The sequence below is a fragment of the Pseudomonas guariconensis genome, from assembly GCF_900102675.1.
Classification (GTDB): domain Bacteria; phylum Pseudomonadota; class Gammaproteobacteria; order Pseudomonadales; family Pseudomonadaceae; genus Aquipseudomonas; species Aquipseudomonas guariconensis.
Genome location: NZ_FMYX01000012.1, coordinates 136732 through 153733, shown reverse-complemented (window position 1 = coordinate 153733; position 17002 = coordinate 136732). Strand labels below are relative to the sequence as shown.

General features: G+C 62.7%; 13 protein-coding genes and 2 pseudogenes. 11 read left to right on the top strand and 4 right to left on the bottom strand.

Annotated elements, in window-relative coordinates:
- Positions 1 to 104: 104 nt before the first annotated feature.
- Positions 105 to 1049 (top strand): GlxA family transcriptional regulator, encoded by a 945-nt coding sequence (locus BLS27_RS19260; RefSeq protein WP_090346336.1) that lies wholly within the window; start codon positions 105 to 107, stop codon positions 1047 to 1049.
- A 48-nt stretch (positions 1050 to 1097) separates the two neighbouring features.
- Here the strand turns inward: BLS27_RS19260 and BLS27_RS19255 are convergent, their stop codons facing one another.
- Positions 1098 to 1499, bottom strand: coding sequence for a lysozyme inhibitor LprI family protein (locus BLS27_RS19255; RefSeq protein WP_043211074.1), 402 nt, complete (start codon positions 1497 to 1499; stop codon positions 1098 to 1100).
- A gap of 275 nt (positions 1500 to 1774) precedes the next feature.
- Between BLS27_RS19255 and BLS27_RS19250 the strand changes: the two genes are divergently transcribed.
- The 6 genes from BLS27_RS19250 to etfB all read left to right on the top strand — a co-directional run bounded on the left by BLS27_RS19250 (position 1775) and on the right by etfB (position 9579).
- Complete coding sequence (locus BLS27_RS19250) at positions 1775 to 2752, top strand: dipeptidase (protein ID WP_043211075.1); 978 nt, start codon at positions 1775 to 1777, stop codon at positions 2750 to 2752.
- 77 nt (positions 2753 to 2829) lie between these two features.
- Positions 2830 to 3360, top strand: coding sequence for a DUF5943 domain-containing protein (locus BLS27_RS19245; protein WP_043211077.1), 531 nt, complete (start codon positions 2830 to 2832; stop codon positions 3358 to 3360).
- A 15-nt stretch (positions 3361 to 3375) separates the two neighbouring features.
- The gene (gene dgcA / locus BLS27_RS19240) at positions 3376 to 5436 is read left to right on the top strand and encodes a dimethylglycine demethylation protein DgcA (protein ID WP_043211079.1); all 2061 of its coding nucleotides are present in this window, start codon (positions 3376 to 3378) and stop codon (positions 5434 to 5436) included.
- 177 nt (positions 5437 to 5613) lie between these two features.
- On the top strand, positions 5614 to 7566 hold the full coding sequence (gene dgcB, locus BLS27_RS19235) for a dimethylglycine demethylation protein DgcB (protein WP_090346333.1): 1953 nt from the start codon (positions 5614 to 5616) through the stop codon (positions 7564 to 7566).
- Positions 7566 to 8798, top strand: coding sequence for an electron transfer flavoprotein subunit alpha (gene etfA / locus BLS27_RS19230; RefSeq protein WP_043211083.1), 1233 nt, complete (start codon positions 7566 to 7568; stop codon positions 8796 to 8798). The genes dgcB and etfA overlap by 1 nt, the downstream gene beginning before the upstream one ends.
- Before the next feature lie 10 nt (positions 8799 to 8808).
- A complete protein-coding gene (gene etfB / locus BLS27_RS19225) occupies positions 8809 to 9579 on the top strand; it encodes an electron transfer flavoprotein subunit beta (protein WP_043211085.1) in 771 nt (256 codons plus the stop codon).
- Positions 9580 to 10338: 759 nt separating this feature from the next.
- On the opposite strand, the gene gbcA is transcribed toward etfB, so the two are convergent.
- Positions 10339 to 11631 carry a glycine-betaine demethylase subunit GbcA gene (gene gbcA / locus BLS27_RS19220; RefSeq protein ID WP_043211087.1) on the bottom strand — a complete coding sequence of 431 codons (1293 nt, stop codon included), beginning with the start codon at positions 11629 to 11631 and terminating at the stop codon, positions 10339 to 10341.
- A 293-nt stretch (positions 11632 to 11924) separates the two neighbouring features.
- Between gbcA and gbcB the strand changes: the two genes are divergently transcribed.
- A complete protein-coding gene (gene gbcB / locus BLS27_RS19210; RefSeq protein WP_043211132.1) occupies positions 11925 to 13028 on the top strand; it encodes a glycine-betaine demethylase subunit GbcB in 1104 nt (367 codons plus the stop codon).
- 104 nt (positions 13029 to 13132) lie between these two features.
- Here the strand turns inward: gbcB and BLS27_RS24325 are convergent, their stop codons facing one another.
- Positions 13133 to 13996 carry a methyl-accepting chemotaxis protein gene (locus tag BLS27_RS24325; RefSeq protein ID WP_418789768.1) on the bottom strand — a complete coding sequence of 288 codons (864 nt, stop codon included), beginning with the start codon at positions 13994 to 13996 and terminating at the stop codon, positions 13133 to 13135.
- Positions 13988 to 14743: pseudogene (locus BLS27_RS24320) on the bottom strand (MCP four helix bundle domain-containing protein); the annotation flags it as partial. The gene BLS27_RS24325 and the pseudogene BLS27_RS24320, both read right to left, overlap by 9 nt.
- A gap of 284 nt (positions 14744 to 15027) precedes the next feature.
- Here BLS27_RS24320 and BLS27_RS19200 point away from each other — a divergent pair.
- The 3 genes and pseudogenes from BLS27_RS19200 to BLS27_RS24315 form a co-directional block, all read left to right on the top strand.
- On the top strand, positions 15028 to 15258 hold the full coding sequence (locus tag BLS27_RS19200; protein WP_070090739.1) for a hypothetical protein: 231 nt from the start codon (positions 15028 to 15030) through the stop codon (positions 15256 to 15258).
- Entirely contained in the window at positions 15255 to 15557 is a 303-nt protein-coding gene (locus BLS27_RS19195; RefSeq protein WP_043211094.1) for a cell division protein ZapA, read from the top strand. The genes BLS27_RS19200 and BLS27_RS19195 overlap by 4 nt, the downstream gene beginning before the upstream one ends.
- 273 nt (positions 15558 to 15830) lie before the next feature.
- A pseudogene (locus BLS27_RS24315) lies at positions 15831 to 16904 on the top strand (HAMP domain-containing protein); the annotation flags it as partial.
- Positions 16905 to 17002 lie beyond the last annotated feature (98 nt).

The window sequence follows — 17002 nt, the reverse complement described above, 5'->3', positions numbered from 1 at the left end:
CTCTGCGGGCCGTGTGAACACGCTACGCTGGTGGCGGGGTGGAAATTCGCACTCTGACGACCAAGAGTTGCACGGAAGCGACCACTTTTCCCGTGGAGCATGCAATGTCTGAAATCATTCACTTTCTGCTGTTGCCCGGCTTTTCGGCAATGGGCTTCATCAGTGCCCTGGAGCCTCTGCGCGTGGCCAACCGCTTCCGTGGCCCGCTGTACCGCTGGCGCGTGTTGAGCCTCGATGGCGGTGCAGTGCAGGCCAGCAACGGCATGTCGGTGAACGCCGATGGCGTGCTGGGGGAGGGGGAGGCGGCGCGCATGCTGCTGATCGTGGCCGGCTTCGAACCACTGGCCTGCTATGGCGCGCAATTGCACCAAGTGCTGCGCCGTCTGGACCATGAAGGCGTGTTGCTGGGTGGCATCGATACCGGGGCGATGGTGCTGGCCGAAGCCGGGCTGCTCGATGGGCACCGGGCGACCGTGCATTGGGAGGCGTTGGAAGCCTTCAAGGAGCGCTACCCCAGGTTGCAGGCCACCCAGGAGCTGTTCGAAATCGATCGACGACGCATCACCTGCGCCGGCGGCACCGCGTCCATCGACCTGATGCTCGACCTGATCGCCCAGACCCATGGCAGTGAATTGGCGGTGCAGGTGTCGGAGCAGTTCGTGCTCGGACGTATCCGTCCGCGACAGGATCACCAGCGCATGCAGATCGCGTCGCGCTACGGCATCAACAACAAGAAGCTGGTGCGGGTGATCGGCGAGATGGAGCGCAACACCGAGCAGCCGCTCAATACCGAGATCCTGGCCGATGCCGTGCAGATCACCCGGCGTCAGCTGGAGCGACTGTTCCGCCTGCACCTGGACGACACGCCCAGTGGTTTCTATTTGCGACTGCGCCTGGACAAGGCCAGGCAGCTGTTACGCCAGACCGACATGAGCGTGCTGGAGGTGAGCATCGCCTGTGGATTCGAGTCGGCGTCGTATTTCACCCGTTGCTATCGGGCGCGGTTCGAGCGATGTCCGCGGGAGGATCGGTTGGTCAAGGTGACCTGATCTCGGGATTGTGACCGCTCAACCCAGGGCCGCGCAGCGGCCCCAGGATCACTGCTGTCCGATGGACTGCAAGTACTCGGAACGGTCATCGCTGCGCTGGGCCACGCAGGTGTTCCAGGCTGCCTCGAAGGCCTTGCTGCCGGGCTTCTCGGCAAAGGTCTCGACTTTGCAGTCGGCGTCGCGCAATTGGGTCCACAGGGTCTCGGCTGCCTGCAGGCGGGCGGTCAATTGCTGGACCTTGTCGTTTTCGTCCGGGTACTGGTCGGTAATGCGCTGGATGAGATCGTCAAAGGCCGATTTGAGCTCCCGCTCGGCGGTCTGCTTGTTGTAGGCAGCGCAGGCGTAGTTCTGCGCGTCGGTCTCGACGTTGTCGCAGGGCGTGCTGTCTTCCTCGCTCGCCTGGGCGCCCAGGGCGACGGCCACCAGGGCCAGCCATGCCATTGATTTCATCCGTTTTCTCCTCAACAGGCTGACGAATCGCAGGGATTCTCGCTCAGCGCGAAGCGCTGCGGTAGATCCCTGAAGAAAAGTTCATGGAAGGCGCTTATCGAGACTCGCTCTCATTGCCAAATCCCGCGGCAGCGGAGGCCTTTGAACGTCTTGACGCTTTCGGCAAACCCCCTGTCGTTTTTGCATCGGGGCGCCTCGGGCCGCAGGCATATGCTGGCCCCAAAGCGCCGGCACAAGGTTTGGCGCAAGCGAACTCTATAAAAGGGGACAGCCTGATGAGCCCAGCCGAACTGCACGCCGACAGCATCGTCATCGACGGTCTGATCATTGCCAAGTGGAACCGCGAACTGTTCGAGGACATGCGCAAAGGTGGCCTCACCGCGGCCAACTGCACGGTATCGGTCTGGGAAGGCTTCAAGGCGACTGTCGACAACATCGCCGCCAGTCAGAAGCTGATCCGCGAGAACAGCGACCTGGTCATGCCGGTGCGCACCACCGCCGATATCCGCAAGGCCAAGGAGCTGGGCAAGACCGGCATCCTGTTCGGCTTCCAGAACGCCCATGCGTTCGAAGACCAGATCGCCTACGTCGATGTGTTCAAGCAGTTGGGCGTTGGCATCGTGCAGATGTGCTACAACACCCAGAACCTGGTAGGCACCGGCTGCTACGAGCGTGATGGTGGCCTGTCGGGCTTCGGTCGCGAGATCGTCGCCGAGATGAACCGCGTCGGCATCATGTGCGACCTCTCCCACGTCGGCTCCAAGACCAGCGAGGAAGTCATCCTCGAGTCGAAGAAGCCGGTCTGCTACTCCCACTGCCTGCCTTCGGGCCTCAAAGAGCACCCGCGCAACAAGTCCGACGAAGAGCTGAAGTTCATCGCCGACCACGGTGGTTTCGTGGGTGTGACCATGTTCGCGCCGTTCCTGGCCAAAGGCATCGACTCGACCATCGACGACTACGCCGAGGCGATCGAGTACACCATGAACATCGTCGGTGAAGACGCCATCGGTATCGGTACCGACTTCACCCAGGGCCACGGCCAGGAGTTCTTCGAGTACCTGACCCACGACAAGGGGTACGCCCGTCGCCTGACCAACTTCGGCAAGATCATCAACCCGCTGGGGATCCGCACTGTCGGCGAATTCCCGAACCTCACCGAGACCTTGCTCAAGCGCGGCCACTCCGAGCGTGTGGTACGCAAGATCATGGGTGAGAACTGGGTAAACGTATTGAAAGACGTCTGGGGCGAGTAAGCCGCTCTCCAAGCCTGAAAGCCTCGGCCAGCAACGTCGGGGCAACCCAATAAAAATTTTGATGGAGTTGAGTTTCCATGGCCAAGATCGCCCCGCAATTGCCAATCGAAGTCGATACCGAGACTGGTGTCTGGACCACCGACGCCCTGCCGATGCTGTATGTGCCGCGTCATTTCTTCGTCAACAACCACATCGGCATCGAGGAAGTGCTGGGCGCTGACGCCTACGCCGAGATCCTCTACAAGGCCGGTTACAAGTCCGCCTGGCACTGGTGCGAAAAAGAGGCCGAGTGCCATGGCCTGGAAGGCGTCGCGGTGTTCGAGCACTACATGAAGCGCCTGTCCCAGCGTGGTTGGGGCCTTTTCGAGATCCAGGACATCGACCTGGATAAAGGCACCTGCAGCGTCAAGCTCAAGCACTCGGCTTTCGTCTACGTCTATGGCAAGTGCGGCCGCAAGGTCGACTACATGTTCACCGGCTGGTTCGCTGGCGCCATGGATCAGATTCTCGCCGCGCGCGGCAGCTCCATTCGGACCGTGGCCGAGCAGGTCTACGGTGGTTCGGAAGAAGGCCACGACGACGGCCTGTTCATCGTCAAGCCGTTGTAAGTCGGAGAGAGCGTCATGGCATTCGAAGCAATGTTCCAGCCGATCCAGATCGGCAAACTGACCATCCGCAACCGCGTGCTCAGCACCGCGCACGCCGAGGTCTACGCCACCGACGGCGGCATGACCACCGAGCGTTACGTCAAGTATTACGAAGAGAAGGCCAAGGGCGGCATCGGCCTGGCCATCTGCGGTGGCTCGTCCGTGGTGGCGATCGACAGCCCGCAGGAATGGTGGTCTTCGGTGAACCTGTCCACCGACCGGATCATCCCGCACTTCCAGAACCTGGCCGACGCCATGCACAAGCATGGCGCCAAGATCATGATCCAGATTACCCACATGGGTCGTCGTTCGCGTTGGGACGGCTTCAACTGGCCGACCCTGATGTCGCCGTCTGGCATTCGTGAACCCGTGCACCGCGCTACCTGCAAGACCATCGAGGTCGAAGAGATCTGGCGTGTGATCGGCAACTACGCCCAGGCCGCACGCCGGGCGAAGGAAGGTGGACTGGACGGCGTCGAGCTGTCGGCTGTGCACCAGCACATGATCGACCAGTTCTGGAGCCCGCGGGTCAACAAGCGTACCGACGAATGGGGCGGTACCTTCGAAGGCCGCATGAAGTTCGGCCTGGAAGTGCTCAAGGCCGTGCGTGCCGAGGTAGGCCCTGACTTCTGCGTGGGCATGCGTATCTGTGGTGACGAATTCCATCCCGATGGCCTGAGCCACGAGGACATGAAGCAGATCGCCGCCTACTACGACGCCACCGGCATGATCGATTTCATCGGCGTGGTCGGCTCGGGTTGCGACACCCACAACACCCTGGCCAACGTCATCCCGAACATGAGCTACCCGCCGGAGCCGTTCCTGCACCTGGCGGCCGGCATCAAGGAAGTGGTCAAGGTCCCGGTGCTGCATGCGCAGAACATCAAGGACCCGAACCAGGCGACCCGCATCCTGGAAGGCGGCTACGTGGACATGGTCGGTATGACCCGCGCCCACATGGCCGACCCGCACCTGATCGCCAAGATCAAGATGGGCCAGATCGACCAGATCAAGCAGTGCGTCGGTGCCAACTACTGCATCGACCGCCAGTACCAAGGCCTGGACGTACTGTGCATCCAGAACGCCGCGACCTCCCGTGAATACATGGGCGTGCCGCACATCATCGAAAAGACCACCGGGCCCAAGCGCAAGGTGGTGGTGGTCGGCGCCGGTCCTGCCGGTATGGAGGCCGCACGCGTGGCCGCCGAGCGTGGCCACGATGTGACCCTGTTCGAGAAGAAGGACCAGATCGGCGGGCAGATCACCATCGCCGCCAAGGCACCGCAGCGCGACCAGATCGCCGGTATCACCCGCTGGTACCAGCTGGAGCTGGCGCGTCTGAAGGTCGACTTGCGCCTGGGCACCGCCGCTGATGCCGAAACCATCATGGACCTGCGTCCGGATGTGGTCGTGCTGGCTGTGGGTGGGCACTCGTTCCTGGAGCAGAACGAACACTGGGGCGCTGCCGAAGGGCTGGTGGTCAGCAGCTGGGATGTGCTCGACGGCAAGGTTGCGCCGGGCAAGAACGTGTTGGTGTACGACACCATCTGCGAATTCACCGGTATGTCCGTCGCCGACTTCATCGCCGACAAGGGCAGCCAGGTGGAGATCGTCACCGATGACATCAAGCCGGGCGTCGCGATGGGCGGTACCACCTTCCCGACCTACTACCGCAGCATCTACCCCAAAGAAGTGATCATGACCGGCGACATGATGCTGGAAAAGGTCTACCGCGAAGGCGACAAGCTGGTGGCGGTGCTGGAGAACGAATACACCGGCGCCAAGGAAGAGCGCGTGGTCGACCAAGTGGTGGTGGAAAACGGCGTGCGTCCCGACGAGCAGCTGTACTACGCACTGAAGGAAGGTTCGCGCAACAAGGGCCAGATCGATATCGAAGCGCTGTTCGCCATCAAGCCGCAGCCGATCCTCAGCCAGCCGGGCGAGGGCTACCTGCTGTATCGCATTGGCGACTGCGTGGCCCAGCGTAACGTCCACGCGGCGATCTACGACGCCTTGCGCCTGTGCAAGGACTTCTGATCGTTAACAGTCGTCGCCACTGAGCGCGGCCCCTGTGGGAGCGGGTTTACCCGCGAAAGCGTCAGCACGAGCAACATGGTTGTCTGATCTGACGCATTCGCGGGTAAACCCGCTCCCACAAGGGGCCGATCCAGCCGCCAGGGCGGTGCAAGAATCCAGCTGTTGTGGGAGCCTCCCATGTTGAACACCCTTCTACCCATCCTGCTGTTCGCTGCCCTTGGCCTGGCGGTGCTCGGCGCCCTGCGCCGGGTGCGCATGTGGCGGCGTGGTCGACCTTCGAAGGTCAACCTGATCGGCGGCCTGCTGGCCATGCCGCGGCGCTATCTGGTGGATCTGCACCATGTGGTCGAGCGCGACAAGTACATGTCCAAGACCCACGTGGCCACCGCCGGCGGCTTCGTGCTGTCGGCCGTGCTGGCGATCCTGGTCCATGGCTTTGGCCTGCAGAGCAAGATCCTCGGCTACGCCTTGCTGGCGGCCACGGTGCTGATGTTCTGTGGCGCCCTGTTCGTCTTCAAGCGTCGTCTGAACCCGCCTTCGCGCCTGTCCAAGGGCCCGTGGATGCGCCTGCCCAAGAGCTTGCTGGTGTTCGCCGCGAGCTTCTTCATCGCCACGCTGCCTGTTGCCGGCATCCTGCCTGAAGGTACCGGTGGTTGGCTGCTGGTCGCCGTGCTGGGCGTGGGCGTGCTGTGGGGCGTGTCGGAGCTGTTCTTCGGCATGACCTGGGGCGGCCCGATGAAGCACGCCTTCGCCGGTGCCCTGCACCTGGCCTGGCACCGCCGCGCCGAGCGTTTCGGTGGTGGTCGCTCCACCGGCCTCAAGCCGCTGGACCTGGAAGACCCGAACGCGCCGCTGGGCGTGGAAAAACCCGTGGACTTCACCTGGAACCAACTGCTCGGCTTCGATGCCTGCGTGCAGTGCGGCAAGTGCGAGGCGATGTGCCCTGCATTCGCCGCCGGCCAGCCGCTGAACCCGAAAAAACTCATCCAGGACATGGTCATTGGTCTTGCCGGTGGCACCGACGCACAGTTCGCCGGCAGCCCTTATCCGGGCAAGCCGATCGGCGAGCATGGCGGTCACCCGCATCAGCCGATCGTCAATGGCCTGGTCGACGCCGAGACCCTGTGGTCGTGCACCACCTGCCGCGCCTGCGTCGAGGAATGCCCGATGATGATCGAGCACGTCGATGCCATCGTCGACATGCGCCGTCACCTGACCCTGGAAAAAGGCGCGACCCCGAACAAGGGCGCCGAGGTGCTGGACAACCTGATCGCCACCGACAACCCTGGCGGCTTCAACCCAGGCGGTCGGATGAACTGGGCGGCCGACCTCAATCTCAAGCTGATGTCCGAGGTCAAGAGCACCGAGGTGCTGTTCTGGGTCGGTGATGGTGCCTTCGACATGCGCAACCAGCGCACCCTGCGGGCCTTCGTCAAAGTCCTCAAGGCCTCCGGTGTGGACTTCGCCGTGCTCGGCCTGGAAGAGCGTGACAGCGGCGACGTGGCGCGCCGGCTGGGCGATGAGGCGACTTTCCAGCAACTGGCCAAGCGCAACATCCAGACACTGAACAAGTACCGCTTCCAGCGCATCGTCACCTGCGACCCGCATAGCTTCCATGTGCTGAAGAACGAGTACGGCGCCTTGGGCGGTGAGTACCAGGTACAGCACCACAGCACCTACATCGCCGAACTCATTGCGGCCAACAAGCTCAACCTGGGCCAGCACAAGGGTGGCAGCGTCACCTATCACGATCCGTGCTACCTGGGCCGTTACAACGGCGAGTACGAGGCGCCTCGCGATGTGCTCAAGGCCCTCGGCATCGAGGTTCGCGAGATGGAACGCTCCGGCTTCCGCTCCCGTTGCTGTGGCGGTGGCGGCGGTGCGCCGATCACCGACATCCCGGGCAAGCAGCGTATCCCTGACATGCGCATGGACGACATCCGCACGACCGAGGCAGAGCTGGTGGCCGTGGGTTGCCCACAGTGCACCGCGATGCTCGAAGGCGTGGTCGAACCCCGTCCGCAGATCAAGGACATCGCCGAGCTCGTCGCCGACGTGCTGATCGAGGACGACGCTCCTGCCAGCGCCAAATCCCAAGCGGCCAAACGTGAACCTGCGGAGGTGCACTGATGAGCGACATCATCCGCCGCGACCCTCGTGCCGAGTGGATCGCCCGTAACCGTCTGCATCCGCTGCACGCGGCGATGCAGACGCAACAGACCCGCTGGATGGGGCCCAACGGCCTCATCCGCAAGAACCCCCATGCGATCGCCGCCGGCTTCATCGGCCCCAACGGCCTCAAGCGCATCGACCGAAGCGGCGCCCAACAGGGCACCGCTGGCGGCGGTCGCCGCACTGCAGCGGCCGAGGTGCAGCTGCCGCTGCATCAGGTCGCGCAGCCGGCGTTCTATATCGCCGTGGTTCCGGACATGGTCGGTGGTCGCCTGGGCAGCCACGACCGCGACCTGCTGGGCCTGGCCCACAGCCTGGCCGGCAGCGACGGCGCCGTCCTGGCGATCGTGTTCGGCGAACACAAGGAAAGCAACTTTTCCACAGCCGGCGTCGACCGGTTGCTGGTCATCGAAGGCGAAGCGTTCGAAGGTTATGCACCGGAGCAGTTGGTGCAGGGTCTGCGCGCTGTGGATAACCAGTTCACCCCGCGCCACTGGCTGCTGCCAGACAGCCGCACCGGTGGTGGCGAGCTCGGCCGGCGCCTGGCCGCCGCGTTGGGCGAACGCCCGGCGACGCGGGTATGGCAAGTCAAGGACGGCCAGTGCATCGGCCGAGCCGGGGCGGGCCAGCAGGACCTGCAGCGCGGTCTGCCGCGCCTGATCCTGGCGGCGGCCGAATGCTCCGACCCGGTCAGCGAAACCCGTCACGAAGCGCTGCCGGTGGAGTTGTCCACAAGCGTGGCGCGCAGCCTGTCGCGTATCGAAGACCTGGGCCCGGTGGCGGTGGATCCTGCGGCCATCGCCATGGCCGAATCGGAGTTCATCGTCTCCGGCGGCAACGGCGTCAAGGATTGGGATCTGTTCCACAAGGCGACCGCCGCCCTCGGTGCTACCGAAGGCGCTTCGCGGGTGGCGGTGGACGATGGTTTCATGCCCCGCAACCGCCAGGTGGGTGCCACCGGTACCTGGGTCACGGCACGTGTCTATGTGGCTGTGGGTATCTCCGGGGCGATCCAGCACCTGCAGGGCATCGGTGCCTGCGACAAGGTGGTGGCGGTGAACATGGACCCAGGCTGCGACATGATCAAACGGGCGGACCTGTCGGTGATTGGCGACAGTTCGGCGATTCTCCAGGCGTTGATCGAGGCTGTGGACAACTACCGCAGCGCCGGTCAGCGCGACGCGGCATAAGGGCACGAGCATGAGTACGAAAGTCATCAGCCTGGTCTCCATCGGCGCTCACCCCAGCTCCGGCCGCACCCGTCGTGCCGAGCAGGACTCACGTGCCGTCGAGCTGGGTTTGCAGCTGGCTGGGGATAACTTGCAGGTGGTGCATGCCGGCGATCCTCGCGAGGAAGCGCTGCGCGCATACCTGGGCATGGGCCTGGATCATCTGGATGTGCTGGAGCAGCCGGCAGGTGCCGATGTGCTCGGCGTGCTGGGCGATTACCTGCGCGACGCCGGGGCACAACTTGTGCTGACCGGCAGCCAGGCGGAAACCGGCGAAGGCTCGGGCATGTTGCCGTTCTTGCTGGCCGAGCGCCTGGGCTGGCCACTGGTGGTGGGCCTGGCTGAGGTCGAGTCCATCGACAACGGCACCGCGCAAGTCCTACAGGCCTTGCCACGTGGGCAGCGGCGTCGGCTGAAGGTGCGCCTGCCGCTCTTGGCGACTGTGGATAACGCGGCGCCCAAGCCACGCCAGAGCGCCTTTGGTCCCGCGCGCCGGGGCGTGTTGGCGGCGCGCAACGTGGCGGTGGTCGAGGATGAACTGCTGGCCGATGCCGAGCTGCAGCCGGCCCGTCCACGGCCCAAGCGGCTGAAGGTGATCAAGGCCAAGAGTGGCGCCGACCGCATGAAAGCCGCTACGGCCAAGGCCAGCGGTGGGGGCGGCAAGGTGCTCAAGGATGTTTCTCCACAAGAAGGCGCCGAGGCGATCCTGAAGTTGCTGGTGGAAGAAGGGGTGCTGCGCTAGCGGTTGCCCGTTCAAGAGCCAAAGCCCACGTTGCATGGCCTGCAGCGTGGGCTTTTTTCATGGTGTTTCGCAGCCCTTCGCAGACTTGGTCAGCGACCCTTAGGTTTTTACACACCGAATCTGTTTGCCAACCTGTTGATAAAGTGTTCGCGCCTCTCTACAGGCCCCGTCATATCAAGCCTGCAGAGAGCTGGTTGTTATTTGACCACCCCAGCCGATCAACGCCACACGGTCTTTTCATTCCAAGCGGCCCAGGTTGCCCACAATCGCTGTTGGCGTCTCTGTGGATAATCTGTTTGGTAGCGGCGCAATCCCTTGATCTGCCTGGGCTGCAGAGGTTTGGTCAATAATTGATCAATGGCTGCGAAACGGCTGTGCAGCACGTTTGTGTCGGGCGCTCTGGAGGTCTATCCACAGGCATTGGCCGCACGCCTGCATATTGCCCACAAAGTCTGTTGGCCGCTCTGTGGACAACGTGTTCGGCGAACGCTAGAGCCCTTGTAATCAAAGGCTTGTAGAGGAATGGTCAAATAATGATCAAAGCGTCCGGCTACTGCTCGGCCCACGTTTCCACAAATACTGTGCGCCAGGCTGTGGATAAAATGTTGGTCGGTGGCTGCAGGCCTTGGGAGGCCTTGGCTGGGGGAAGGTTGATCAAGAATTGATCATCGCTCTTCATGACCGGACTGTGCTGTTGGCCCGATTCGAGCAAAAAAAAGAGCAGCCACCTGGCTGCTCTTTTCGTTTCGCGTCGATGCCTTACTGCGCTTTGACTTCCTTCAGGTACGGCGCTGGCTCCGCCCCCAGGTTGTTCAGCACGCGCTGGGAGTACCAATCGATGAAGTTGACCACGCCGAACTCGTAGGTCTTGGAGTACGGGCCGGGCTGGTAGGCGGTGGAATTGATGCCGCGCTGGTTCTCTTCAGCCAAACGGCGGTCCTGGTCGTTGGTGGCGTCCCAGACCTTGCGCATGTTTTCCGGGTCGTAGTCGACACCTTCGACGGCATCCTTGTGCACCAGCCACTTGGTGGTGACCATGGTTTCCTGGGCGCTGATGGGCCACACGGTGAACACGATCATGTGGTCGCCCATGCAGTGGTTCCAGGAGTGCGGCAGGTGCAGGATACGCATCGAGCCCAGGTCCGGGTTCTTGATGCGGCCCATCAGTTTCTTGCACGCCTGCTTGCCGTCCATGGTCATGGACACGGTGCCCTTGAGCAGCGGCATGCGCACGATGCGGTTACGCAGGCCATGGCTCTTGTGCAGGTACGGGATCTTCTCGGCTTCCCAGGCTGCAGCGGAGGCGGCGACGTGATCCTTGAACGCCTGGTCGGCGCGTGGGTCGTTGGTATCGTCCCACTCCAGCAGTGTCTTGAGCAGCTCAGGGTGCGAACCGTTGCAGTGATAGCACTCACGGTTGTTCTCCAACACCAGCTTCCAGTTGGCTTTTTCCATCAAGGTGGTCTGCACCGCCACCTTGGTGTTCTCCATGTCGTACGGTTCCATGTAGTGATCGAGCGTTGCCAGGAACTCGTCGATCGCTGGCGGGTTCTCGGCCAGGCTGATGAAGATATAGCCACCGGCGGTCTTCACGTGCACTGGCTTGAGGCCGTACTGCTTCATGTCGAAGTCGGCGCCCATCTCGGTGCCGGCGAACAGCAGGCGACCGTCGATTTCATAGGTCCACTGGTGGTATGGGCAGACCAGCTTGGCCACCTTGCCCTTGTCGCTGGTGCACAGGCGCGAACCGCGGTGACGGCAGACGTTGTGGAACGCATGCACTTGGCCTTCGGCGCCACGGATAACGATGATCGGGTTCTTGCCGATCTGCAGGGTCAGGAAGTTGCCCTTGGTCGGAATCTCGCACGTCATGCCGGCGATCAACCACTCCTTGTGGAAGATCTCCTGCATGTCGATCTGGAACAGACGCTCGTCGGTGTAGAAAGGCTGGGGCAGCGAGTAGGTGCGCTCGCGGGTCTGCAGCATCTCGGCGGTGGCCTTGCGTGCAGCTTCCAGTGGATCGCCCAGGCTCAGGGTTGCGGTGACGTCCATCGTTTGGTCCTCAGGGCCGTATGCGGCCGGCGAAAGTGGCTAATCGTTGTTGTGGTTTGCCGCAAGGCTGCTTGCTAAAAACAGCTGTTTCATTTGCCGTGGAGTGTGCGTTCGCCGCCGACAGGAACCATATCCACGGGCGACATGGCCGAATCCGATTCCGACGCGCCAGCCCTTGTAGCGCGGGGCTGGTCGCGATAAGCACGCCGATGTCGCTGATAGGAATGTACTTCGTCGCCGGCTTGCGCATTATCGGAGCCATGAAGGCCGGTAGTCGGCCGCTGGAGAAGAACATGTCCGATACCTTCCTCAATCCGGTCACGACCCAGACCTGGGCCAACGGCCGCCATGTGGTGCGCTGCGTCAAGGTCATCCAGGAGACCTGGGACGTGCGCACCTTCTGTTTCATGGCCGACCAGCCGATCATGTTCTTCTTCAAGCCTGGGCAGTTCGTCACCCTGGAACTTGAGATCGATGGCAAACAGGTGATGCGCTCGTACACCATTTCCAGCTCGCCATCGGTGCCCTACAGCTTCTCGATCACCGTCAAGCGGGTACCCGGCGGGCAGGTGTCCAACTGGCTGCACGACAACATGCACGAGGGCTTCGAGCTGGCGGTGCACGGACCGGTGGGGCTGTTCAACGCCATCGACTTCCCGGCGCCGAAGGTGCTGTACCTCTCCGGCGGTGTCGGTATCACCCCCGTGATGTCCATGGCCCGTTGGTTCTACGACACCAATGGCAATGTCGACATGGTCTTCGTCCACAGCGCCCGTTCGCCGAAGGACATCATCTACCACCGCGAACTGGACCAGATGGCCTCGCGGATCCCTAATTTCAGTCTGCACATCATTTGCGAGAAGCACGGCCTGGGCGAGCCCTGGTCGGGCTACCGTGGCTACCTGAATCAGCGCCTGATGGAGCTGATCGCGCCTGACTACATGGAGCGGGTGGTCTTCTGCTGCGGCCCGACGCCTTACATGAACGCGGTCAAGCGCATGCTCGAGGCGGTGGGCTTCGACATGCGCAACTACCACGAAGAGTCGTTTGGCGCGACCCCGGCGGAGGCCAAGGCCGATGCTGTGGAACATGCCGAGCAGGCGGCCGAGGCGGCCGAGGAACTCGACGCGGCCGACCTCAACCTGGTGGAGTTCGTCGGCAGCGACAAGAGCATCCGTATCGCCCCGGGCGAGACGGTGCATGCGGCTGCGGCGAAGGTCGGGCTGATGATCCCCAAGGCCTGCGGCATGGGCATCTGCGGTACCTGCAAGGTACTCAAGCTCGGCGGCGAAGTGGTCATGGACCACAACGGCGGCATCACCGAGGAAGACGAAGCCGAAGGCTACATCTTGTCGTGCTGCAGTGTCCCGCAAGGGGATGTGCGGATCGACTACTGATCCAGCCCATTCCTACATTTTGCGGGTGAACCCGCTCCAGCAGGTCGATGCAGAACCTGTGGGAGCGGGTTTATCGAGGCGTCGAACCGCCGCGAATGTATTCATCAAGTGCGAAAACGCGCCACCAGGCCGTTGAGGTCCACCGCCAGACGGGAAAGGTCGGCGCTGGCCACGCTGGTCTGATGTGCCCCGGTCGCGCTCTGCACCGACAGATCATTGATGTTCACCAGGTTGCGGTCCACCTCCCGAGCCACCTGGGCCTGCTCTTCGGCGGCGCTGGCGATCACCAGGTTGCGCTCGTTGATCTGCGCCACCGCGCTGGCGATGCTGTCCAGTGCCAAGCCGGCACCACGGGCGATGTTAAGGGTCGATTCGGCACGTTCGGTGCTGGTGCGCATCGACGTGACCGCTTCTTCGGTCCCGCCCTGGATGCTGGCGATCATCCGTTCGATCTCGCTGGTCGACTGCTGGGTGCGGTGGGCCAGGGCCCGTACCTCGTCAGCCACCACGGCAAAGCCCCGGCCAGCCTCGCCGGCACGGGCGGCTTCGATCGCGGCATTGAGTGCCAGCAGGTTGGTCTGATCGGCCAGGCCACGAATCACATCCAGGACCTTGCCGATATCCCGGGACTGGGATGCCAGACGGGTGACCAGTGTCGCGGTGGCTTGCACATCACTGCTCATGCGCTCGATGGCGCCCACCGTCTCCAGCACCAGATCGCGTCCATCGCCCGCCGAACGGCTGGCCTCGCTGGAGGCTTCGGAGGTGCTCACGGCATTGCGCGCCACTTCTTCCACCGCGCTGGTCATTTCGGTGACTGCGGTGGCGGCTTGTTCGATCTCGTTGTTCTGCTGCTGCAGGCCTCGAGCGCTTTCGTCGGTGACGCAGTTGAGCTCCTCGGCGGCCGAGGCCAGCTGGGTAGCCGAGCCTGCGATCAGTTGCAGGGTGTCGCGCAGCTTGTCCTGCATCCGCGCCATGGCGCGCAGCAGGCGGGCGGCTTCGTCGTTGCCCTCGGCGCGGATCACTTGGGTCAAATCACCGTCGGCGACCTGTTCGGCGGCCTTGAGCGCTTCATCGATCGGCTTGACGATGCTGCGGGTCAACAGGAAGGCGCACAGCAGGGTCAGCACGGTAGCGGCCACCAGCAGGCCGATGACCAGGGTGAAGGCGGTGTCATATTGGCTGGCGGCTCTGGCATTGGTGGCTCGGGTCTGGTCGGTGTTGATGCGCACCAGGTCCGCCATGGCTTGGTTGATCTGCTCGGCATTTTCGAACAGCTCGCGGTTGATCAGATTTTGCAGCTCTTCCACGCGATCGGCCTGGCTGAAGCTGCGCATGCGCGCTTCTAGCTGGCGGTACTGGCCAAGCAGTTGGTTGTAGCGATCGAAGGCGGCTTGCTCCTGGGGGCCTTCCACCAGTGTGCGGTAGGTGTCGCGTATCTTGTCGATCTGCGCGTTGCGCTCGTCCATCTGGCGTTGGGTGTCTTGCTGGAACTGTGGGTCGCGGTTGAGCACCAGGCGGTAGGCGAGGGTGCGCATGCGCAGGTTGAGCAGGGCCAGTTCATCGAGCGTCTTGATGCTGGGCACGCTCACCGCTTCGATGGCCAGGCCAGCCTGGCGGATGTTGCCCATCTGGATGAGGGAGAAGGTGCCAAGGCCAAGCATCAGCGCGCCGATCAGGGCAAAGCCCAACAGCGCACGCGGGGCAATGTTCATATTGCGTAGGGACATGGGTTGTAATCCGGGCAAGGAATAAAATGCGCGTTCCCTGCGACAGAATGTGACCTGCTCGGGTTATCGGTAGAAACGGGCCGCGCTTGAATGAAATTGTGAGCCTGCTATCGAGTTTCCGGACAGGTGGTTGACCCAGGTCGGAACAAGCCCGGCCCAGGCCTGTCAATCTGCCCAGGCTAAAGCCTTTGTGTCCCGATATTTAATGGCGAGGACGCGCGCTTTTCTTTATCGTGTGCGCCCTTTGCAACAACCCGAGATAGACCCCCATGTTGGAAGCTTCCCTGAATCAACTCGAGCAACTGGTCAACGACCTGATGCAGAAAAACGCTCAACTCACCGAGCAGAACACCGCCCTCGGCCAGGAACTGGCCCAGGCCAAGGAAGAGAATGAAACCCTGCAGCTGTCGCTGATGGAGCAGGAAGAGAAGCACGGCGCCACCGCGGCCCGTATCCAGGCGCTGGTAGAGCGCGCCAGCGCAGGTGTCGTCAACGCATGAGACTGCAAGCGCAGCCGATCAATGTCGTGTCCATTCTGGGCAACGACTATTCGATCAAGGCGCCCCAAGGCCAGGAAGAGACCCTGGCGCAAGCCGTGCGGATGCTCAACACCGCCTTGGCCGAAACCAAGCGTCAATACCCCACCCTGATCGGTGACAAGCTGCTGGTGCTGGCAGCCCTGAATCTGTGTTCCAAGCAGGTCGAGTTGCAAAAGGAACATCAGCAGACCCTCGAGCGGACCCAGGCGCAGATCGACGCCACGGTGGACGCTATCGTTCGGACCATCGCCGAACAGTAATTGCCTGACCTCGGGTTTGCCGCGAATGCATCGGTGAGTTTCGCATCGCATTCGCGGGTAAACCCGCGCCATCGTCTGGCGTCATCCCAGGATTCGAAGTGAGCCGGGCGCGTGCGAGCGTGTTCGCCCGCCACCGCGCCAGTCGCTTTAGCATCGGATCTTGCGGCAAAAACGACGCGCCACGGGTCGTGGACATTGTTTTAGATCACTGGAATAACCGGATACGTAAGTGTATACAATCACCCAAAATAATAATGATTGGGGAGTTGGGGCATGCGGATCTGGCGGCGGAGTATCCAGTGGCAGTTGATTGCGAGCATGGGCGCAGCCCTGCTGGCGAGCATCCTGGTGGTGGTAGGGGTGTATACCGAGGCGGTCAACCGCCTGACCGAACGTTACCTGGTGGATACGGCACTGCCGGCCAGCGTCGAAGCGATCCGCAACGACATCGAGCGCATGCTCGGCAAGCCGCTGGTGGCGGCGGCCGACATTGCCGGCAACACGCTGCTGCGTGATTGGCTCGCAGCCGGCGAAGACCCCGCCCAAGCCCCCCGTTTTCTCGAGTACCTGGAGGCTGCTAAACAGCGCAACCAGGCCTTCACTACATTGTTCGCCTCCACGGCGACCGGCCACTACTACAACGAGAAAGGCCTGGATCGCACCCTCAGCCGTGATAATCCGAAGGACAAATGGTTCTACGGCTACATCGACAGCGGCGCCGAACGCCTGATCAATATCGACATCGATGGCTCCACCGGGGAGTTGGCGCTGTTCATCGATTACCGGGTCGAAAAAGACGGACAACTAGTGGGCGTGGCGGGTATGGGGCTGCGCATGACGGCGTTGTCGAAACTGATCCATGACTTTAGTTTCGGTGAGCGCGGGCGGGTGTTCCTGGTGCGCAACGACGGCCTGATCCAGGTCCACCCGGATCACGAATTCAGCGGCAAGCGCCAGTTGGCCGAGCAGGTCGGCGAGCAGGCGACCCAAGCCGTGTTGGGTAAGGGTGAAGGCCTGCGCAAGGTGCGTTTCAGCCGCGACGGCGAAGCGTTTCTTGCGCTGGGCCTACCGCTTCGCGATCTGAACTGGACGTTGGTGGCCGAGGTGCCGGAAGACGAAATCTACGCACAGATGCACGAAGCGGTGTGGCTGACCAGCCTGATCGGTGGCGCGGTGGCGTTAGTGTCGTTGCTGTTGGTGGTGTTGCTGGCGCGTGGGCTGGTACGTCCGATCCGCCAGGTCACCACGGCGCTGACCCAGATCGGCAGCGGGGCTGGCGACCTCAGTCAGCGGCTGGACGATACGCGTGAGGACGAGCTGGGCGACCTGGCCCGCGGGTTCAATCGGTTCCTCGACAGCCAGCGGGTGCTGATCGGCGAGGTGCTGCGCACCACCGAGCGCCTGCACCGGTCGGTGGAGCAGGTGACCCGCGTGGTGGACAACAC

What these genes read in the sequence shown, in the direction of transcription:
- BLS27_RS19260 (WP_090346336.1), top strand. Translation starts at nt 105, where the DNA reads ATGTCTGAAATCATTCACTTTCTGCTGTTGCCCGGCTTTTCGGCAATG.
- BLS27_RS19255 (WP_043211074.1), bottom strand. Translation starts at nt 1,499, where the DNA reads ATGAAATCAATGGCATGGCTGGCCCTGGTGGCCGTCGCCCTGGGCGCC.
- BLS27_RS19250 (WP_043211075.1), top strand. Translation starts at nt 1,775, where the DNA reads ATGAGCCCAGCCGAACTGCACGCCGACAGCATCGTCATCGACGGTCTG.
- BLS27_RS19245 (WP_043211077.1), top strand. Translation starts at nt 2,830, where the DNA reads ATGGCCAAGATCGCCCCGCAATTGCCAATCGAAGTCGATACCGAGACT.
- dgcA (WP_043211079.1), top strand. Translation starts at nt 3,376, where the DNA reads ATGGCATTCGAAGCAATGTTCCAGCCGATCCAGATCGGCAAACTGACC.
- dgcB (WP_090346333.1), top strand. Translation starts at nt 5,614, where the DNA reads ATGTTGAACACCCTTCTACCCATCCTGCTGTTCGCTGCCCTTGGCCTG.
- etfA (WP_043211083.1), top strand. Translation starts at nt 7,566, where the DNA reads ATGAGCGACATCATCCGCCGCGACCCTCGTGCCGAGTGGATCGCCCGT.
- etfB (WP_043211085.1), top strand. Translation starts at nt 8,809, where the DNA reads ATGAGTACGAAAGTCATCAGCCTGGTCTCCATCGGCGCTCACCCCAGC.
- gbcA (WP_043211087.1), bottom strand. Translation starts at nt 11,631, where the DNA reads ATGGACGTCACCGCAACCCTGAGCCTGGGCGATCCACTGGAAGCTGCA.
- gbcB (WP_043211132.1), top strand. Translation starts at nt 11,925, where the DNA reads ATGTCCGATACCTTCCTCAATCCGGTCACGACCCAGACCTGGGCCAAC.
- BLS27_RS24325 (WP_418789768.1), bottom strand. Translation starts at nt 13,996, where the DNA reads ATGCAGGACAAGCTGCGCGACACCCTGCAACTGATCGCAGGCTCGGCT.
- BLS27_RS19200 (WP_070090739.1), top strand. Translation starts at nt 15,028, where the DNA reads ATGTTGGAAGCTTCCCTGAATCAACTCGAGCAACTGGTCAACGACCTG.
- BLS27_RS19195 (WP_043211094.1), top strand. Translation starts at nt 15,255, where the DNA reads ATGAGACTGCAAGCGCAGCCGATCAATGTCGTGTCCATTCTGGGCAAC.